Origin of the sequence: Microcystis sp. M31BS1 (assembly GCF_020245285.1) — a bacterium.
Classification (GTDB): Bacteria; Cyanobacteriota; Cyanobacteriia; order Cyanobacteriales; family Microcystaceae; genus Microcystis; species Microcystis panniformis.
On record NZ_JADBVE010000049.1, the window covers coordinates 1 to 16,777 of the forward strand.

At 37.8% G+C, this 16,777-nt stretch carries 15 protein-coding genes, 1 tRNA gene and 1 pseudogene; 10 read left to right on the forward strand and 7 right to left on the reverse strand.

What is annotated here, in order from left to right:
- Nucleotides 1–441 precede the first annotated feature (441 nt).
- On the forward strand, nt 442–726 hold the full coding sequence (locus tag IM509_RS02630; protein ID WP_052277186.1) for a type II toxin-antitoxin system HicB family antitoxin: 285 nt from the start codon (nt 442–444) through the stop codon (nt 724–726).
- A gap of 461 nt (nt 727–1,187) precedes the next feature.
- Here IM509_RS02630 and IM509_RS02635 read toward each other — a convergent pair.
- A tRNA-Ile gene (locus tag IM509_RS02635) sits at nt 1,188–1,260 on the reverse strand.
- 64 nt (nt 1,261–1,324) lie between these two features.
- On the opposite strand from IM509_RS02635, the gene IM509_RS02640 reads away from it, so the two are divergent.
- The 4 genes from IM509_RS02640 (at nt 1,325) to grrM (ending at nt 5,681) form a co-directional block, all read left to right on the forward strand.
- Nucleotides 1,325–1,618 (forward strand): hypothetical protein, encoded by a 294-nt coding sequence (locus tag IM509_RS02640; RefSeq protein WP_052277185.1) that lies wholly within the window; start codon nt 1,325–1,327, stop codon nt 1,616–1,618.
- 32 nt (nt 1,619–1,650) lie between these two features.
- Complete coding sequence (locus tag IM509_RS02645; protein ID WP_185237404.1) at nt 1,651–2,985, forward strand: hemolysin family protein; 1,335 nt, start codon at nt 1,651–1,653, stop codon at nt 2,983–2,985.
- 76 nt (nt 2,986–3,061) lie between these two features.
- The gene (gene mltA, locus IM509_RS02650; RefSeq protein WP_052277182.1) at nt 3,062–4,183 is read left to right on the forward strand and encodes a murein transglycosylase A; all 1,122 of its coding nucleotides are present in this window, start codon (nt 3,062–3,064) and stop codon (nt 4,181–4,183) included.
- 337 nt (nt 4,184–4,520) lie between these two features.
- Nucleotides 4,521–5,681, forward strand: coding sequence for a cyclophane-forming radical SAM/SPASM peptide maturase GrrM/OscB (gene grrM / locus IM509_RS02655; RefSeq protein WP_052277180.1), 1,161 nt, complete (start codon nt 4,521–4,523; stop codon nt 5,679–5,681).
- A 298-nt stretch (nt 5,682–5,979) separates the two neighbouring features.
- Here the strand turns inward: grrM and IM509_RS02660 are convergent, their stop codons facing one another.
- On the reverse strand, nt 5,980–7,152 hold the full coding sequence (locus IM509_RS02660) for a glycosyltransferase 87 family protein (protein ID WP_249264886.1): 1,173 nt from the start codon (nt 7,150–7,152) through the stop codon (nt 5,980–5,982).
- 77 nt (nt 7,153–7,229) lie between these two features.
- Between IM509_RS02660 and IM509_RS02665 the strand changes: the two genes are divergently transcribed.
- Complete coding sequence (locus IM509_RS02665) at nt 7,230–8,228, forward strand: glycosyltransferase family 2 protein (protein ID WP_002740515.1); 999 nt, start codon at nt 7,230–7,232, stop codon at nt 8,226–8,228.
- A 52-nt stretch (nt 8,229–8,280) separates the two neighbouring features.
- Entirely contained in the window at nt 8,281–9,759 is a 1,479-nt protein-coding gene (locus IM509_RS02670; RefSeq protein WP_052277178.1) for an NAD(P)/FAD-dependent oxidoreductase, read from the forward strand.
- 3 nt (nt 9,760–9,762) lie between these two features.
- On the opposite strand, the gene IM509_RS02675 is transcribed toward IM509_RS02670, so the two are convergent.
- Both IM509_RS02675 and IM509_RS02680 read right to left on the reverse strand, forming a co-directional pair.
- Nucleotides 9,763–9,960 (reverse strand): type II toxin-antitoxin system HicB family antitoxin, encoded by a 198-nt coding sequence (locus IM509_RS02675; RefSeq protein WP_002740518.1) that lies wholly within the window; start codon nt 9,958–9,960, stop codon nt 9,763–9,765.
- 181 nt (nt 9,961–10,141) lie between these two features.
- On the reverse strand, nt 10,142–10,852 hold the full coding sequence (locus tag IM509_RS02680) for a Uma2 family endonuclease (RefSeq protein WP_052277177.1): 711 nt from the start codon (nt 10,850–10,852) through the stop codon (nt 10,142–10,144).
- 92 nt (nt 10,853–10,944) lie between these two features.
- Between IM509_RS02680 and IM509_RS02685 the strand changes: the two genes are divergently transcribed.
- The 3 genes from IM509_RS02685 to IM509_RS02695 are packed head-to-tail and all read left to right on the forward strand — an operon-like array spanning nt 10,945 to nt 14,457.
- On the forward strand, nt 10,945–12,408 hold the full coding sequence (locus IM509_RS02685; protein ID WP_052277176.1) for a lipopolysaccharide biosynthesis protein: 1,464 nt from the start codon (nt 10,945–10,947) through the stop codon (nt 12,406–12,408).
- Nucleotides 12,409–12,426: 18 nt separating this feature from the next.
- Nucleotides 12,427–13,314 carry a glycosyltransferase family 2 protein gene (locus tag IM509_RS02690; protein WP_081417859.1) on the forward strand — a complete coding sequence of 296 codons (888 nt, stop codon included), beginning with the start codon at nt 12,427–12,429 and terminating at the stop codon, nt 13,312–13,314.
- Nucleotides 13,315–13,332: 18 nt separating this feature from the next.
- Nucleotides 13,333–14,457 (forward strand): glycosyltransferase family 4 protein, encoded by a 1,125-nt coding sequence (locus IM509_RS02695; protein ID WP_052277174.1) that lies wholly within the window; start codon nt 13,333–13,335, stop codon nt 14,455–14,457.
- Here IM509_RS02695 and IM509_RS02700 read toward each other — a convergent pair.
- The 3 genes and pseudogenes from IM509_RS02700 to IM509_RS02710 all read right to left on the reverse strand — a co-directional run.
- Nucleotides 14,450–15,406 carry a glycosyltransferase family 2 protein gene (locus IM509_RS02700; protein WP_052277173.1) on the reverse strand — a complete coding sequence of 319 codons (957 nt, stop codon included), beginning with the start codon at nt 15,404–15,406 and terminating at the stop codon, nt 14,450–14,452. The two genes, IM509_RS02695 and IM509_RS02700, sit on opposite strands and share 8 nt — an antisense overlap.
- A gap of 19 nt (nt 15,407–15,425) precedes the next feature.
- Nucleotides 15,426–16,493 (reverse strand): sulfotransferase, encoded by a 1,068-nt coding sequence (locus tag IM509_RS02705; protein ID WP_052277172.1) that lies wholly within the window; start codon nt 16,491–16,493, stop codon nt 15,426–15,428.
- A 155-nt stretch (nt 16,494–16,648) separates the two neighbouring features.
- Nucleotides 16,649–16,777: pseudogene (locus tag IM509_RS02710) on the reverse strand (IS4 family transposase); the annotation flags it as partial.

A 16,777-nucleotide genomic window follows, 5' to 3' on the forward strand; every position in this document is an offset into this window, starting at 1 on the left:
AAATAGGCTTTTCGAGGGTAATTCTTGTTTTAATTCTCCATGTACGCGGTCTTTAAAAGCCTCTATTTCGTTCCAAGACACGATTAAGAGTGGCTTTTAGGCTAAGTATAATTACTCATCGCGTAAGTGAGATGCTCCCGTAAACAGGAAACAGTCCAGTAGGATGGGTTAGCGGTAGCGTAACATAATCGGCCGTTGGGTTTCATGCTTCAACCCAACCTACGTTCATCTTATATTTAATTCCACCCACCCACTTAAATCTAACATGAGGTCAATATGATTACAGACAAACAAATATGGTAAAATGCTCTTCTTGGGTAGATACAGGGATAAAAATTAGTATTGGGTACTTTCTCTACGACTTCATGGGCTTTTTCCCAATTTGTTCAGTTCTTAATCTATTAATCAAAAAATTCGGTGAAAGAAAGGAGCATAAATTGGATGCTTACCTACAAAGCAATGTATAAATTTCTGGAACAGGGAGTCCATGGAGAAGTCTTGGATTTTCCTGGCGTGATTTCCTGGGGAAATGATCTAGCAGCAGTCCGCCGTTCCTTAGCTAGTGCGCTGGTGGACATGGCAGAAGTTAATTTATCTAGGGGGGAATCTTTACCCTTGCCTAATGAGTTGTTAACAGACCCAGAAGCGGATTTAGAAGAACCAATTTATCTAATCTTTTCCGCATCAACCCATGTCCAAATTGTACCGACTTTGATCGCCTCATGAAGCGTCGAGATTTGTTGCGTTATCTCAGTCAACAGGGTTGTCAATAACATCGCATTTGGCGGAACTCGATATCTGAGATAAATTATGAATGATGAATTATGAAAGAGATTTGATTTAGCGATTATGGGAAATTTAAAATCGACATTATTGCTAATCACGGGCTAAATATTTCTCGATAAGTTATCATTGATACGATTTGCAATTCTGAGCAAGTGGTGCGTTACGGCGGCTTGTTAGTTTTGGTTTTTTGACCAAATTAGTAACCGCAAACACGCACCCTACACTCTAAATATTTCTCGATAAGTTATCATTGATACGATTTGCAATTCTGAGCAAGTGGTGCGTTACGGCGGCTTGTTAGTTTTGGTTTTTTGACCAAATTAGTAACCGCAAACACGCACCCTACACTCTGCACTTGCTCTAGTACAGTCAAAGTTGATCGCCTGAAGCCATCAAAACTATCCAGGGTGCAGGAGTTGAACCTGCCTAGCACGAATTATGAGTTCGTTGCCTCAACCGCTCGGCCAACCCTGGGTTATACTATTAACTCATTATAGATCGGTAATTACTCTGAACGTGAAAATTCAGCCCCACCAAGATGAAAAATTTTTCAATCAGCACCTCCTTGCAGTTAGGTCTCCTTTTGATGGTAGCCATGTTAGCCGCCGGCTTCGGTAGCGGTTGGGTAGCCTATCAATTGGGAATCGCCTCCCTGAAGGGAGTCAGTCAACCGGATATCAACCCCGCTAAAAAGTTTACCAACGATCGCACCAGTTATGGTCGCAATCAAACTTTTATCCCCGTGAAAGAAGAAGAAGTAATTAAAAGAGTGAGAGTTTATATGCAACAACAGAAAAACCAACCGCAATCAAAGGACGAAACCAAAGGATAGGCTTTAAAAAAGGCGAATTTTGCCTTTTCGCTATGGATAGTCAGGATTTATTGACTCGTTTAATTTTAGTCTTTTTACTAATCGTCCTCAATGCTTTTTTCGTAGCGGCGGAATTTTCGCTTGTGTCTGTCCGTCGTACCCGCATCAGTCAGCTAGTGGCCGCGGGAGATGTGCCAGCGCAGACGGTACAATCTCTACAAAGAAGTCTCGATCGCTTACTTTCCACTACCCAACTAGGCATCACCCTTTCTAGTTTAGCTTTAGGTTGGATCGGGGAGAGTACCATGACCGTTTTTGTGAGGAAATTACTAAGTTTTTTACCCTTTTCTTTAAACTGGCAAAATCTTCTCTCCCATGGTTTCTCTCTTTGTCTAGCTTTTTTAATTGTTGCCTATCTCCAGATAGTTTTTGGGGAACTTTATCCCAAATCCCTAGCTTTAATTTATGCCGAACCGATGGCGCGATTATTAGCAGCACCTATTGGCGTTATTTCCCAGATTTTTAAGCCTTTTATCGGTATTCTGAACCAATCAACTCGTTTTTTATTGGTTTTAACCCGTATCCCCGAAGTGGATCTACAGCGTTCTAATCGGGTAACTTGCGAGGAATTACAATTAATTATCAGCATGGAAGGGGAATTAACGGGATTAGAAGCAGCGGAAAGGAAAATTTTAAATAATGTCTTCCAGTTTGGCGAAATCACTGCTGCGGAAATCATGGTTCCCCATAACCGTTTAATAGCTATTCCCTCGACCGCAACTTTTCAGGAATTATTGCTCAACGTGGTTAACAGTGGCTATTCTTGCTATCCTGTGGCAGGAGATTCTGGTGATGATATCCGTGGTCTGATCGATTTTAAAGATTTAGCTTTACCCCTTGCCGAAGGTCAGTTAAATTTAACAACCCCGATTAAACCTTGGTTAAAACCTGTGCGTTTTTTCCCCGAAACTACCCCTTTAAATGAATTACTGACAGTGATGCAGGAATCATTCTTAAAGATGGTTATCATTGTGGATGAATTTGGCAGAACAGCCGGTTTATTAACCCTCAAAGATTTAATCGGCGAGATTCTAGGAACTTTTCCCCCTAGTGATCAATCAGGAACATTGGAATACCAACTCCTCGATGAATCAACTTTTCTCGTACAAGCACAAATGAATTTAGAGGACGTGAACAAAGCATTAAATTTAAGCTTACCCTTGGCCGATGAATACCAAACCCTAGCTGGTTTTATCCTCCATCATTGGCAAAAAATACCGAGGGTGGGAGAACAATTATATTACCAAAATTTAGAATTTACCATTATTTCTAAGGTCGGCCCTCGCTTGGAACAAATTAAAATTTATCGACAACAATTATCCTCATGATATAAATAAGAAACAACTTTTTTCATTGATCCTTCCTGATTGTTAATCGCGTCAATAGCTGCCCACTCCTATCACCATGAAACACCTTTTGACACTCATCCCCCTCAGCTTGGGATTAATTGCCCTCACCCCCGCAAATTTGCCCCTAGAACGCCTTGAAATCTCACAATTAGGAACATCTACGGGATACGATGAACGACTGCTAACGGACAAAAAAACCCTACTACAAGCGATCGATCATAGTTTACGTTATCTGAATAGCTCGGCAGCAATCCGCGCCTATCAAAACTATACTATTTCAGAAATAACTCGTCAGCGAGTGCAGCGTTCCTTAGTACGTTTTCGTCAATTAGTGCAGAATTCTCCCACTCCCGCAGCTCTACAAAAGGCAGTTAAAAAAGAATTTATTTGGTATCGTTCTTTGGGTAATGATAGTCAGGGAAATGTTAAGTTTACTGGTTATTTTGAGCCAATTTATCAAGCAAGTCGGCAAAAAACCGCCGAGTATAAATATCCTCTCTATCGCCGACCTGCTAACTTTTCTCGCTGGTCTAAACCCCATCCAGCTAGGGTAGAATTAGAGGGAAAAGATGGTTTACTGGGGGAAAATAGCCGTCTAGCGGGATACGAATTAGTCTGGTTAAAAGATCGCTTAGAAGCTTATTTAGTTCATGTGCAAGGTTCGGCGAAATTACGTTTACCTAATGGTCAAATTATGAGCATTGGTTTTGATGGCAATACCGAGCATCCCTACACCAGTCTGGGAAAAGAAATGATTGCTGATGGTATTTTTCCTGCCGAGGGTTTAACCTTGCCAATGGTTTTGGATTTTCTCAGAAGTAATCCTGAGCAATTAAAGAATTATATTCCCCGCAATAATCGGTTTATTTTCTTTCGAGAAACCCACGGCGCAGCTGCCACTGGTAGTATTGGAGTTCCAGTTTTACCAGAAAGATCGATCGCTACAGATAAAAGTATTTTTCCCCCCGGTGCTTTAGCTGTAATTGAGACAGAAATTCCCCAGGGAAATCTTAATAAAAAATTAGTTAGTCGCTATGTTCTCGATCAAGATACTGGCAGCGCGATTAAAGGTACTGGGAGGGTAGATATTTTTATGGGAACAGGAAAAAATGCTGGCGAGAGAGCCGGTTTAATTAATACTCCGGGTCAATTATATTATTTATTATTGAGGGAATAGGAAATAGTATGGCTCTTCTCGACTTTGTGTGATAATTTTTGCTTATGGAACCCTGAAGTGCTTATTGGGCAAAACTTTTAGGACTATTTTGCGGATATTCTATCGGTATAGACCTCGTTTCCACAAAGAAACCAGAAGAGCCATAGTATAGGTAGAATTAAGATAGACTTCCCAGAATCAGTTATCATAGTTAAGTAGGGAGGCACAATTATTTGTAGGATGGGTTAGCGGTAGCGTCAACTATGCGGGCGTTGGGTTTCATGCTTCAACCCAACCTACGTTCATCTTATATTTAATTCCACCCACCCACTTAAGGGAGAATTTAAACAATAGAATCATGAAAAAAACCATAAATATAGATTGGTCGGATTGTGGTCCAATTACTTTAGTAGTCGTGCAGCCGACTTCTTTTTGTAATCTCAATTGTGATTACTGTTATTTACCCGATCGCCACTTAAAAAATACCTTATCCTTAGATTTAATCGAGCCGATTTTTCAGAGGGTTTTTAGTAGTCGTTTTCTCCAAGATGATTTTACCATTTGCTGGCACGCCGGCGAACCCTTAGCAGTTCCCATCAGTTTTTATGAAAGTGCTTTCGCCAAAATTGCGGAAGTTAGCGAGAAATATAATCAGCAGGGTTACTGTTTTCGTCATTCAGTACAAACTAACGCCACTTATATTAACGATGCTTGGTGTCAATTATTTAAAAAGCATGATGTTTATGTGGGAGTCAGTCTTGATGGACCGGCCTTTATTCACGACATCCACCGGCAAAACCGCAAGGGAACTGGCAGTCATGCTGCTACAATGCGGGGGATTTCTTTCTTGCAAAAACATGAAATTGATGTCAGTATCATCGCTGTTTTAACAGAAGATTCCCTCGACTATCCCGACGAAATTTTTAACTTTTTTTGGGATCATGGCCTTACCGATGTGGCTTTTAATATGGAAGAAACCGAGGGTATTCATTCACAATCTTCCTTAGATAAATTAGGTATTGAACAACGTTATCGCCAGTTTATCGACAGATTTTGGGAGTTAGTCACGGCCAAACAAGGAGAATTTAAGCTGCGGGAATTTGAATCGATCTGTAGTTTGATTTATGCCGATGAACGCTTAGAAAATACCGATATGAATCGACCTTTTATGATTGTCAATTTTGATAATCAAGGTAATTTTTCCACCTTTGATCCTGAATTACTATCGATTAAAACCCAACCCTACGGCGATTTTATCTTTGGTAATGTTTTGACCGATTCCCTAGAATCTATCTGTGAAACCGAGAAATTTCAACAAATTTACGCTGATATGCGCGGTGGAGTCGATTTATGTCGGCAAAAATGCGATTATTTTGGGGTTTGTGGGGGTGGTGCCGGTAGTAACAAATATTGGGAAAATGGCACTTTCAACTCCACAGATACTAAAGCCTGTTTATACCGGATTAAGTGTATCACCGATATAGTTCTCGATCGCCTAGAAAATTTATTAGAAGTTTAGGGGAGTGGGGTGTTAGGGTTTGGGGTGTGGGGTGTGGGGAGTTTTCTCAGTGAACTGATAACTGATAACTGATAACTGATAACTGATAACTGATAACTGACTCCTATCTCCTGACTCCTGACTCCTGACTCGGAGATGATCGACTTCCCAAAACGAAAACTTCCTACCTCAATATTAAGATAACTGCTATAGCTTAGTTCTAGATTTTAAAAATTGCCTAGAGGATAATTTATACTTAAAATCAGCAACGCCCAAATATGAACCCTGACTCGAACTGGCAAACCTATCTCAGAAATAGTCAATCATCGGCATTATTCTCCCTTTCCCAAGAATTAACTAATAGATAAACAAGGGCAATTAACCAAATTGTATTTTGAAAAATTGACCAGTAAGGACTAGCTAAATTTTGAATACTTAGGGGAAGCCAAAGAGTTAATCCCACTAAAGACACAATAATTATATTTAAGCGAGATGGGTAACTAAAAGCTAGGGTTAGTAAAGCCAAGAGTAAAAAAACTAACATCAGATCGTCGTAGGGGCGATGATAGGTGAAAACCCGACCAATAACTGCAGCACAGGCAAACAGGGTTAATAGAGAAGTATGCTGTAATTTTTGGAAAATCACGATACCTAGAACTAGGCCAATTGTGGTTAATAAAACAAGAGTTATTTCTGTACTAATTCCGAATTTCATGATAATATTAATACTTGAAACACCATCATCTGCCACATATTTGATCTGATTTAAAAAGCTACCGATTACTTTCTCAAAGTTTAATCTAGTGGTGTGAGCGATAGCAAAAGTAGCCGAGATAATATAGACAAAAGCGAGAATTACCGTTTTAAACTTTCTCTTAATTACTAAACTCAAAAGATAGGGTGCTGAGATGTTAGGTTTAACGAGAGCAATGCCCATAAATACCCCCGCTAGATAATTTTTATTGGCTTGTAATAACCAGTAAACAATTATTAACAAAGCATTGACAATTAAACCATATTGCCCATTATTAAGGGTGGTACAGTTACTACTAATGGCCAGAGAAGTAAACACAAAAAAATAGGCAGCCATTCGGCCAAAAGGCAAACCTAATTGATAGGCAAAACGGCTTAAAATGCCCAGAGAAATCAGATTTAAAAAAACGTGATAGAAACGGGTTAAAGTCGAAGAAATAGGGGGAAACATGAAAAATCCCGTCAAAAAAGCCCAGGGTGGATAGCCACCGGAGCGAATTCTCCCCAATTCTGCATTAATATCGGCGGGATTCATGCGATAGGGATAAATTCCCAGATAAATATACTGTTGTTCTTGCCAACGTTCTAATAAATCTCTGGCACCAGAGGGACTACTATCAAAAGCTAGGGTATAAAATCCTTTAGCTAAGTAGGCAACAGCCAGCCAAGCAAAAATAAGCGTAAGAATCGATAAAATTGGCTGTTTTTTGGCAAAAATCATGGCTTTATTCAGGAACATACTTCGCAAAAATCAGCAACTCCTTGACAAGATAGCAAATCTGAGCCTCAATATACATTGAACTTGACCAAAAAACGATGAATGAGTTTTTTAATAATTCCTTAATTTCTATCATTATTCCAGTCTATAGAGGCGGAGAAGCCTTTAATAACTGTTTAGCCAGCTTATCCACCAGTTTACTCGCCCCCAGGGAGGTTATTGTCGTGGTTGATGGAAATGACCCCCAATCCTATGAAACTGCGGTCAGTTTTGGAGCAGAAGTCTTACAGTTAGAAAGCAATCAAGGGCCAGCAGTGGCAAGAAATCAAGGGGCGGCCATGGCTAGGGGTGATATTCTCTTTTTTATGGATGCAGATGTGACTATTCATCCCGATACTTTAGCAAAAATCGCCCAAGTATTCCATCAAGATTCTACCCTAGCGGCGCTGATTGGTTCCTACGATGACCAACCTGGGGCGGTCAATTTTCTTTCCCAGTATAAAAACCTTTTTCATCATTACAATCATCAAATTGGTTGCGAGGAGGCTTCCACTTTTTGGGGAGCTTGTGGAGCGATTAAACGGGATATTTTCGAGAAAATAGGCGGTTTTGAGGAAAGTTATCTTTATCCCTCTATTGAAGATATCGAACTGGGTTATCGTCTCAAAGCTCACGGCTGCCGGATTCGTTTGTGTAAAGATATCTACGTTAAACATCTCAAACATTGGACGGTTTCTTCCCTGTTGAGAGCCGATTTTTTCTATCGCGCCCTACCCTGGACAGAATTAATTCACCGTCAGCAAAATTTTGTTAATGACCTTAATTTACAATGGTCTAGTCGTTGGAGTGTGGTATTGGTTTATACACTTTTATTTTTACTGCTGGCCAGTTTATGGTATTATTATTTGCTTTTGGGCGTGGCTGTGTTAGCATTGGGCTTAATTCTCTTAAACTTACCTGTTTATCAGTTTTTTCGACAAAAGCGAGGATTATCTTTTGCTATGCTAACTTTGCCTTGGCACTGGTTATATTATCTCTACAGTGGTCTGGCTTTCGTCCTTGGTACGGGACGCTATTGGCTGCAACGTCTGGCTTGAGTTGACAGGCATTTTGACAAAATAAACGACAAATTCCTGATTCATATAAACTATGAAAACAGTAAATCAACTCAATTCTCCCCATACCGTCGTCATTGGTGGCGGTCCGGCCGGATTAACGGCCGCCTATTGTCTAGCCAAACACGAACTACATTCAATTGTACTAGAAAAAGGCGATCGAGTTGGGGGCATTTCCCGCACCGAAACCTACAAGGATTATCGCTTCGATATCGGTGGTCATCGCTTTTTTACCAAAGTTCCCGAAGTGCAACATTTGTGGCGGGAAGTGTTAGGGGATGATTTTATCAAAGTTCCCCGTTTATCACGGATTTACTATCAGGGTAAATTTTTTAGTTATCCCTTGGAACCCATGAATGCTGTTAGTAATTTAGGGTTTATCCAAAGTCTATTAATTGTTTATAGTTACTTCAAAGTTAAATTTTATCCTTTACCCCTAGAAGAAAATTTTGAACAATGGGTGACTAATCGCTTTGGTCAACGGTTGTATGAAACTTTTTTTAAAAGTTATACCGAAAAAGTTTGGGGTATTCCCTGCACCCAAATTCGTGCCGATTGGGCGGCACAACGTATTCAAGGATTATCCTTAAAAAAAGCCGTCATTAACGCCGTTTTTGGTGACAATGACACTAAAACTTTAATCAAAGAGTTTGATTATCCGCTGCTTGGACCGGGGATGATGTGGGAGCGTTTTCAAGAAAAATTAGAAGTACAAGGTTGTCCTGTGTGGCTAGATACGGAAGTCATTAAAGTCAAAAGAAAGGTTCAAAAAATTACCAGTATTATCATCAAAAAAGGCGAGGAAATATCCGAGATTACTGGGGATCATTTTATCAACACGATGCCAATTACTGCCCTGATGCACCGTTTAGACCCCTTACCACCTGAAAAAGTGTTACAAGCGGCAAGAGGATTAAAATATCGGGATTTTTTGATTGTTCCCATTGTGGTTAACCAAGAACACCTATTTCCAGATAACTGGATTTATATTCACAGTCCCGAATTTCAAGTGGGACGCATTCAGAATTTTAAAAACTGGAGTCCGAAAATGGTTCCCGACCCGAAGAAAACTTGCTTAGGCATGGAGTATTTTTGTAGCGAGGGTGATAAATTATGGGAAATGGATAATCAGAGTTTGATTCGTTTGGCTAGTCAAGAAATAGTTAATCTCGGGTTAGTCGATGACATCAATAAAGTGGAAGACGGAACGGTGATTCGACAAAAGAAAGCCTACCCCGTTTATGATGACGAATACCAACAACATTTACTGGTGCTGCAAAACTATGTCGATAGTTTGGAAAATCTGCAATCTGTGGGCAGAAATGGGATGCACCGCTATAATAATCAAGACCATTCCATGTTATCGGCTATCCTGGCTGTCGAGAATATTATGGGAGCGAATCATAACCTCTGGAAAGTCAATACTGAGCGTTCTTACCATGAGGAATTTATGACGAAATCTGAGGGAGCATCTCACCTTTGTAACCTAAGCACAAATTTATTACTTAAGTAAGCTTTAAGCAACTTCATCCTGATACACTTTGGGATAATTTTCGATTGATAATTCTAATACTTCTACACCATTGGTAATAGCCTCTTCATAGGAATCGCCATGAGTTCGCCATTTTTGACCAATAAAGTCTGGAAATCCTACTAGATAGCAGTTGTCCTCTTCTGACCATTGAATGATTATTGTATATTTGAGTTTATTCATTTTCTTGTTTCCTTTTGACTTCTTGGATGGCGTTTGAAACTTCTTTTTCTAAATAAATTTTAGCGGCCAAGCTATCCTTCTCTGAAAGGCTAATTCTTTCTTCATATAAAGTATGAAAAAGCTATTAAAAAGACGATGTAATCGCCTTAATCCCAGGGTCTAAAATCACCTTTTTAATCACTCATTCTTCTTCTAAACTTAATCCTAACGCCTGTAAACGTTCCGCTAGTCGATCCGCACGTTTCTTTTCTTTATCGGCGCGTTTATTTTCTTTATCAGCACGTTTCTTTTCTTTGTCGGCACGCTGTTTTTCTTGACGCATTTGAGACTCTAACTCAACAGTTGTTAAAAATTTCTCTCCATCAGGACGATACAATTCTAAACTCGATTTATCCCAGATAAAACGCACTCCTAGACGGGGACTTATCCAATCATTTATGGGGATAATTTCTCCTAAATTTTCTCCCTGTCTTTGCCATCCTTGTAAACGACAGCGCATCGGGTTATATAAATAGTATTCTTCTACACTATATGTGTCATAAAACTCTAATTTTCGACTCATTTCTGCTTTTGTATTCTTAGGTGATAGAATTTCAAAAACCACTTGAGGAGAGATATTTTCTTCATTCCATTGACGATAGGAACCCCTCCGTCCTTTGGGACGGCCAAAAGCTACCATAACATCAGGAGCAACGGGTGAAACTAAAGTAGAACGCACAGGATACCAGAGTAAATCCCCCGCAATAAATACCTTAGGGTCATCCGCAAAGATAATCTCTAAATTCTCCTTAATTTTGACAATCCACTCGTATTGTTCGGTATTATCTGCCATCGCTTGACCATCGCTATCCGGGAAAAGAAGATCTTCGTCAATATCAAGATAACTAACCATTGTCTTTTAATTTTAATAGATGAGATGGTTGTTTTCTAATTATAGCAAAATTTTGATCTATAATGAAAGCTGAAATTAAAAAATATTAAAAAATGAGCATTAAAAATAAAACTATTCAAGGTGTTTTTTGGTCAGGACTGCAAAACTGGGGCAGTCAAGCAGGTTCATTGATAATATTTCTAATTCTCGCTCGTTTACTAACTCCAGAAGCTTTTGGATTAGTGGCATTATCTAATGTATTAATTAACTTCATGCAGATTTTCTTAAATCAAGGCTTTGCTCAATTATTGATTCAAAAACAGGACTTAAAATCGAGAGATATAAATACAGTTTTTTGGACACAGGTGTTTACTGGTTTTTTTTTAACAACTATCACTTTTACTTCTGCTATTCTCATATCTAAAATTTTTCGGCAATCATTTTTAATTCCTATTCTCCAAGTTCTTTCCTTAGTTTTTGTTATTAATGCTTTAAGTCAAACTCAAGTAGCTTTATTAAGGCGAGATTTTAAGTTTAAAATCATGACAATCCGCTCTTTACTAGGGATTCTCATTGCTGGTATTGTGGGCGTAGGAATGGCACTTTTAGGATACGGAGTTTGGAGTTTAGTCGGTCAACAATTAACCTACGAACTGACGGGAGTTGTTGTTCTCTGGACAGCCAGTAATTGGCGACCAAAATTAGAATTTTCTCTAGCAGTTTTAAGGTCAGTACTGCATTTTAGTATCAATGTTTTAGGATATAAGTTAGTTGAATTTTTTAATCAGCGAAGCGATAATCTACTCATCGGTTATTTTCTAGGAGAAGCTGCCCTGGGCTATTATGCAATTTCCCATCGAATTTTAGAAGTAATGAGTCAATTACTGATAGGAACTTTAAATCAAGTTGCTTTACCCACTTTTTCTCGTTTACAAGACAACTCTCAAAAATTGATCGAGGCATTTTATCGAGTCACTCAATTTACTAGCTTAATTGCTTTTCCCGTCTTCTTTGCCTTCATGATTCTTAGTCCAGAATTAGTAGTTGTTTTGTTCGGTCAAAAATGGACTGACGCTATTCCTATTCTCCAAATTATCCCCCTTGTGGGAATACTTCGGGCTATCACTGTCTTTCAAAGATCTACGTTTGTCGCCCTCGGTAAACCCGTGTTACAGTTTAAATTAGGTCTTCTCAACGCTACTTTAAATATTATCGCTTGCCTCATCGCTGTCCAGTGGGGAATTGTGGCCGTAGCTAGAGCTTATGTCCTCAGTGATTATCTAGTTTTTCCCCTCGGACAATGGTTATTAAGTCAATTAATTTCCCTTTCTTGGAAAACCTATCTATCTCAATTTATCCCTGCCATCACTGGCACAGTTATAATGGGTTTAACGATTTTCATCAGTCAACAATTGCTCACCCTTTGGCTAGAACCTCAAGGTCGTTTGATAATTTGTTCCCTTTTGGGAATAATCATCTATACTGCCACCCTCCGCCTCGCTTTCCCTCGATTATTTTCACAACTTTTTACGATGTTTAGTCTCTTACGAGAATCTACTAAAACTAGCCATAAATAACATAATTATTTCAGGTTTATGATGACAGAAAAACTAATCACTTTTTCCATTATTATTCCCACCTATAACCGTCCCGAAAGACTCAAAACTTGTCTAGACTCTCTCCTAAATCTAGATTATCCCCCAGATAACTTTGAAATTATTATCGTCGATGATGGCAGTAATCAACCCCTTGATCCCCTGATTAAACCCTACCAAAACCAATTAAATTTAACTCTCATTCGCCAAGAAAATGCTGGACCGGCCAAAGCCAGAAATACCGGCGCTAACAGGGCCAAAGGTGAATATTTAGCCTTTACCGATGATGACTGTACCCTCGACTCAAAATGGCTCCAATCCCTCGAAAAAGGCTTCTTAGAGACACCGAATGCCCTCTTAGGGGGAAAAACGATCAACGCCCTGCCAGATAATCCCTATTCCACTGCTAGTCAAGTACTGTTTGATTATCTTTATGATTATTACAATAGTAACTTTGTTCAAACTCGTTTTTTTACAACTAATAATTTTGCTCTTTCGAGGGAATTGTTTAACAGGGTAGGACAATTGGATATTTATTTTCGTTTCGGAGAAGATCGGGAGTTTTGCGATCGCTGGCTATTTGCTGGATATTCTTTACATTATCTTCCCCAAGCGATAATTTACCATGGTCATGATCTCAGTTTACGGAGATTTTGGCAACAACATTTTAACTATGGTTGTGCTGCATTTTATTTTCATCAAATTCGTTCTCACCGCCATCAAACAGCCCTAAAATTTGAGCCATTAAGCTTTTACTTTCAACTACTAACTTATCCATTTTCAAAAAAATGTGAGCAACGATCAAAAATATTTCTTTTTGGCTTGTTATTAATCTCACAATTAGCCAATATTTGGGGATTTTTAAAGGCAAAATATTTAGCTCTATAAATTGCTATAACTAAAAAAATGAACCAGAATTATCAAATTAAAATAGGTATAGATGGTAGTTTTTTATCAGGTCAGAAACGGGGTCATGCTCGTTATTCTTTTGAGCTTTGTCGTGAACTAGACAAATATTTACCTAATGCCAATTTCTTTGTTTATAGTCCATTACCAATAGAAATGCCGGTTATCTCTCCTCGATGGAAACTAAGGACTCAGGGAAAAATATTAGCAGTCTCACCAATATTGTGGTTAAAAATTATTGGTAGTTGGATTTGTAGAAAAGATCAGTTAGATATCTTCTGGGGAACCTATTTTTTTCTACCCTATCTTGATCAATCAACTAAAACAATTCTGACTGTTCATGATTTTTGGTTTGACATAGATCCCACAGGTATGGATTGGTTTCATACTCAAGGTTTTTACCTATTTCTTAAAAATGATGTAAAACGAGCCAATACCATAATTACAAACTCTCAAGAAACCGATAGGCAACTATTCAATTATACTGGTCGTAATTCTATTATTATTCAACCCGGAGTTAGTGAGATATTTAAACCTTTATCAAGGGATATAGTCAAGAGTGAATTAGAAAATTATCAAATTTCTAGTCCCTATCTTTTGAATGTAGCTACTTGGGAACCTAGAAAAAATGTCGAATTATTAGTTAAAACTTTTATTAATCTGAAAAAAGAAGGTTTAATTCCTGATCATAAACTGGTTTTAGTCGGAAAAAAGGGGTGGAAATATGAAGGGATAGAAACCTTGATTGCTAATGAGGGAAAAAATGATATAATGGTTCTTGGTTACGTTCCAGATGAGCAATTACCCGCCCTTTATAGTGGTGCTGATTTATTTGTTTTTCCTTCTATTCATGAAGGATTTGGCATACCTGTATTAGAAGCGAGAGCTTGTGGGACCAAAGTGGTGACAACTGATATTCCTGAATTAAGGGAAGCAGGTGGCTCTGATGTTATCTATATTCAGCCAACAGAATTAGGTATTAGACAAGGAATTTTAACAGGTTTAAGTCAATCTTTTGTTAATCAAAATCATCAAAATATTCCTACTTGGAAAGAAGGGGCTAAAACCTTAGCCAAAATTATTAGTTGTCATTCTGTACAGAACAAAAATAGGTATATTACTTAGCGTTTTTGCCTATGTGTATCCATAGCCAATCTCTAATCACTTTAGGTAAAGTTTTTCTACAGATATTCATAACTAAATCTCTGAAATACCCTTCAAATAAATAATGTAAAAAATAATTATCATACAAAAATCTGACCTTTTTAAATTCTTTCCAAATCTGACTATTACTTATCCCTTGAGCAATAAAATATTGTTCTGTCCAGTCCAAATAAGCTCGATTTTCCCAATATCTTTGATGATATTTTATAGCGATAAAATGAGCATCACTTGGCTTTTCTCGATGTTTAATCCAGCAACTTTGAGAAACATAAATTGGGAAATTTAAACCAATTTTTGTAAAAAGCACCGTATCTTCAGCCCAACCCCGAAACTGTGCTGCAGATTTTCCTACTTGAATTAATACTTCACGGCGTAGCATAACATTACTGGGAACAGGTTTTTGTTTTCCTTGTTTCCATAAAATAGGTAATAAATTAGGAGGGTAAATAATAGTATTTGATTCTATTCCTAAAGATACAAAATAATCTCGATTTATATCTTCTATTTTTCCCGTCCAACTATGCCAAAATTGCACCCACCCATAAACCATTGCTACTTCTGGATAAGATGCAAAAATAGCAAGTTGCTCTGTTAATTTATGAGGTAGCCAAATATCATCCGCATCTAAAAAAGCAATAAACTCACCCTTAGCCTGTTCAATTCCTAAATTACGAGACGCACTCATACCGCAATTTTCATGATGGGGATGTTCAATATAATAGACTTTGTGAGGATTTTTCCGAGCATAATTTAAGGCAATATCGCTACTATTATCTGTTGAGCCATCATCAACTAATAAAAGTTCCCAATGTTCGTAATTCTGAGCAAAAACACTAGCGATGGCTTCGGTAATAAATTTTTCTTCGTTCCAAAAAATAATTATGACTGAAACTAAATTTTGATTTTTCATGTTTAGCTACTAATTAGAACTAATCTTCGGGATAATATCCCAGTTGTTCCGCTAGGGGATTAACAATATTTTTAAGAATGTTAATTTCATCTAGAGTGATTTTTGTAAATTGATCAATTTTAGGTAAATCATCTTTATTAGCAATTTTTATTAATTGATTGGGATCTTTTAAGTCGATTTCTAAATAAGATGCTAGTTCTTTTAACTCAAAATTTCCCTTAACTACATCTTCATATTTTAAGAGTTTAGCATTCAGTTTTTCATGATACAAAACATAGCTTTCGCTTAAGTTTCTCCAAATATATCCAAAGTTTTTAGTAGTCATCTGTTGTTGATCAAGATAGGTAAAAATTTTATAAGATTGATAGGAATGATAGGGATTTCTTATTAAAAAAATAAATTTTGATTCAGGAAACAGCCATTGTAAGTAAACTGCATGGTCTCCCGTTAATCGGACTTCTTTTATGCCCCAACGTTTTGCGCCTTTTTGCCTAGCAGGGATAGCAAAAAGATTAATAAAAAAAAGACGATGAGCTTGTTGAAAAAAACTTAAATCTGGATACAAATTAGCAACCCATTGATTACTAATATCTTCAAATTTTTGACGATATATGAAGTCTTTTTTGGGAAAATCTTGGGAAAATGGCTCGATTTGTTTAGCCATATTCTGAATAATAAATGAACGAGCGTAGGGTTCGCCCCAAATGACAGTTTCTGATGAACTCATCATCAATCGCTGAATCCAAGTTGAACCAGAACGCATACCAGCAGAAAATATAAAAATTGGTTTTTCAGTTATCTCTTGAATATCGCTTGTGGTGATTTCAGGAAATCTCCATTTAATCCAATTAATCCCTTGAACAATATTGAGAGGATTACCATAATATTCTTGCTGGTGGATGTTTTTTTTTAAGGAATGATAATACAATTGTCTGCCAATTTTCTCCCACAACCAATGGCGGAGAAATTTAGGGAAAGTTTTTCTTCCTAAACTTATGGCTAAATCGAGCCAACCTTTGAGGGATAATAAGTCACCCATAGGATAATAATGATTTAGATGTGTTGGTTGTACTTCTTGATCTTTCATTTTTGCTCGCGGGGATATTGTTTTATACGGTTAAGTAGCTGGTTATAATTAAATTGAAGATAGATCCCCCCTTAATCCCCCCTTAATAAGCTATCCATTAGTCACATCTTTCTTAACATAAAATTTGACAAAAAGAGAAAAGTGTGCAATATGGCTCAAGGAGGTTCTATGGGGGGACTAATTTGATGAGATAGTTTCCAAGTCTGGCTGATATCATGTTACCTTCGCAGTCCCAACCAAATAGTTTTAACACCTGGTTCACCGTCACCTTTTCTACCTAAAAA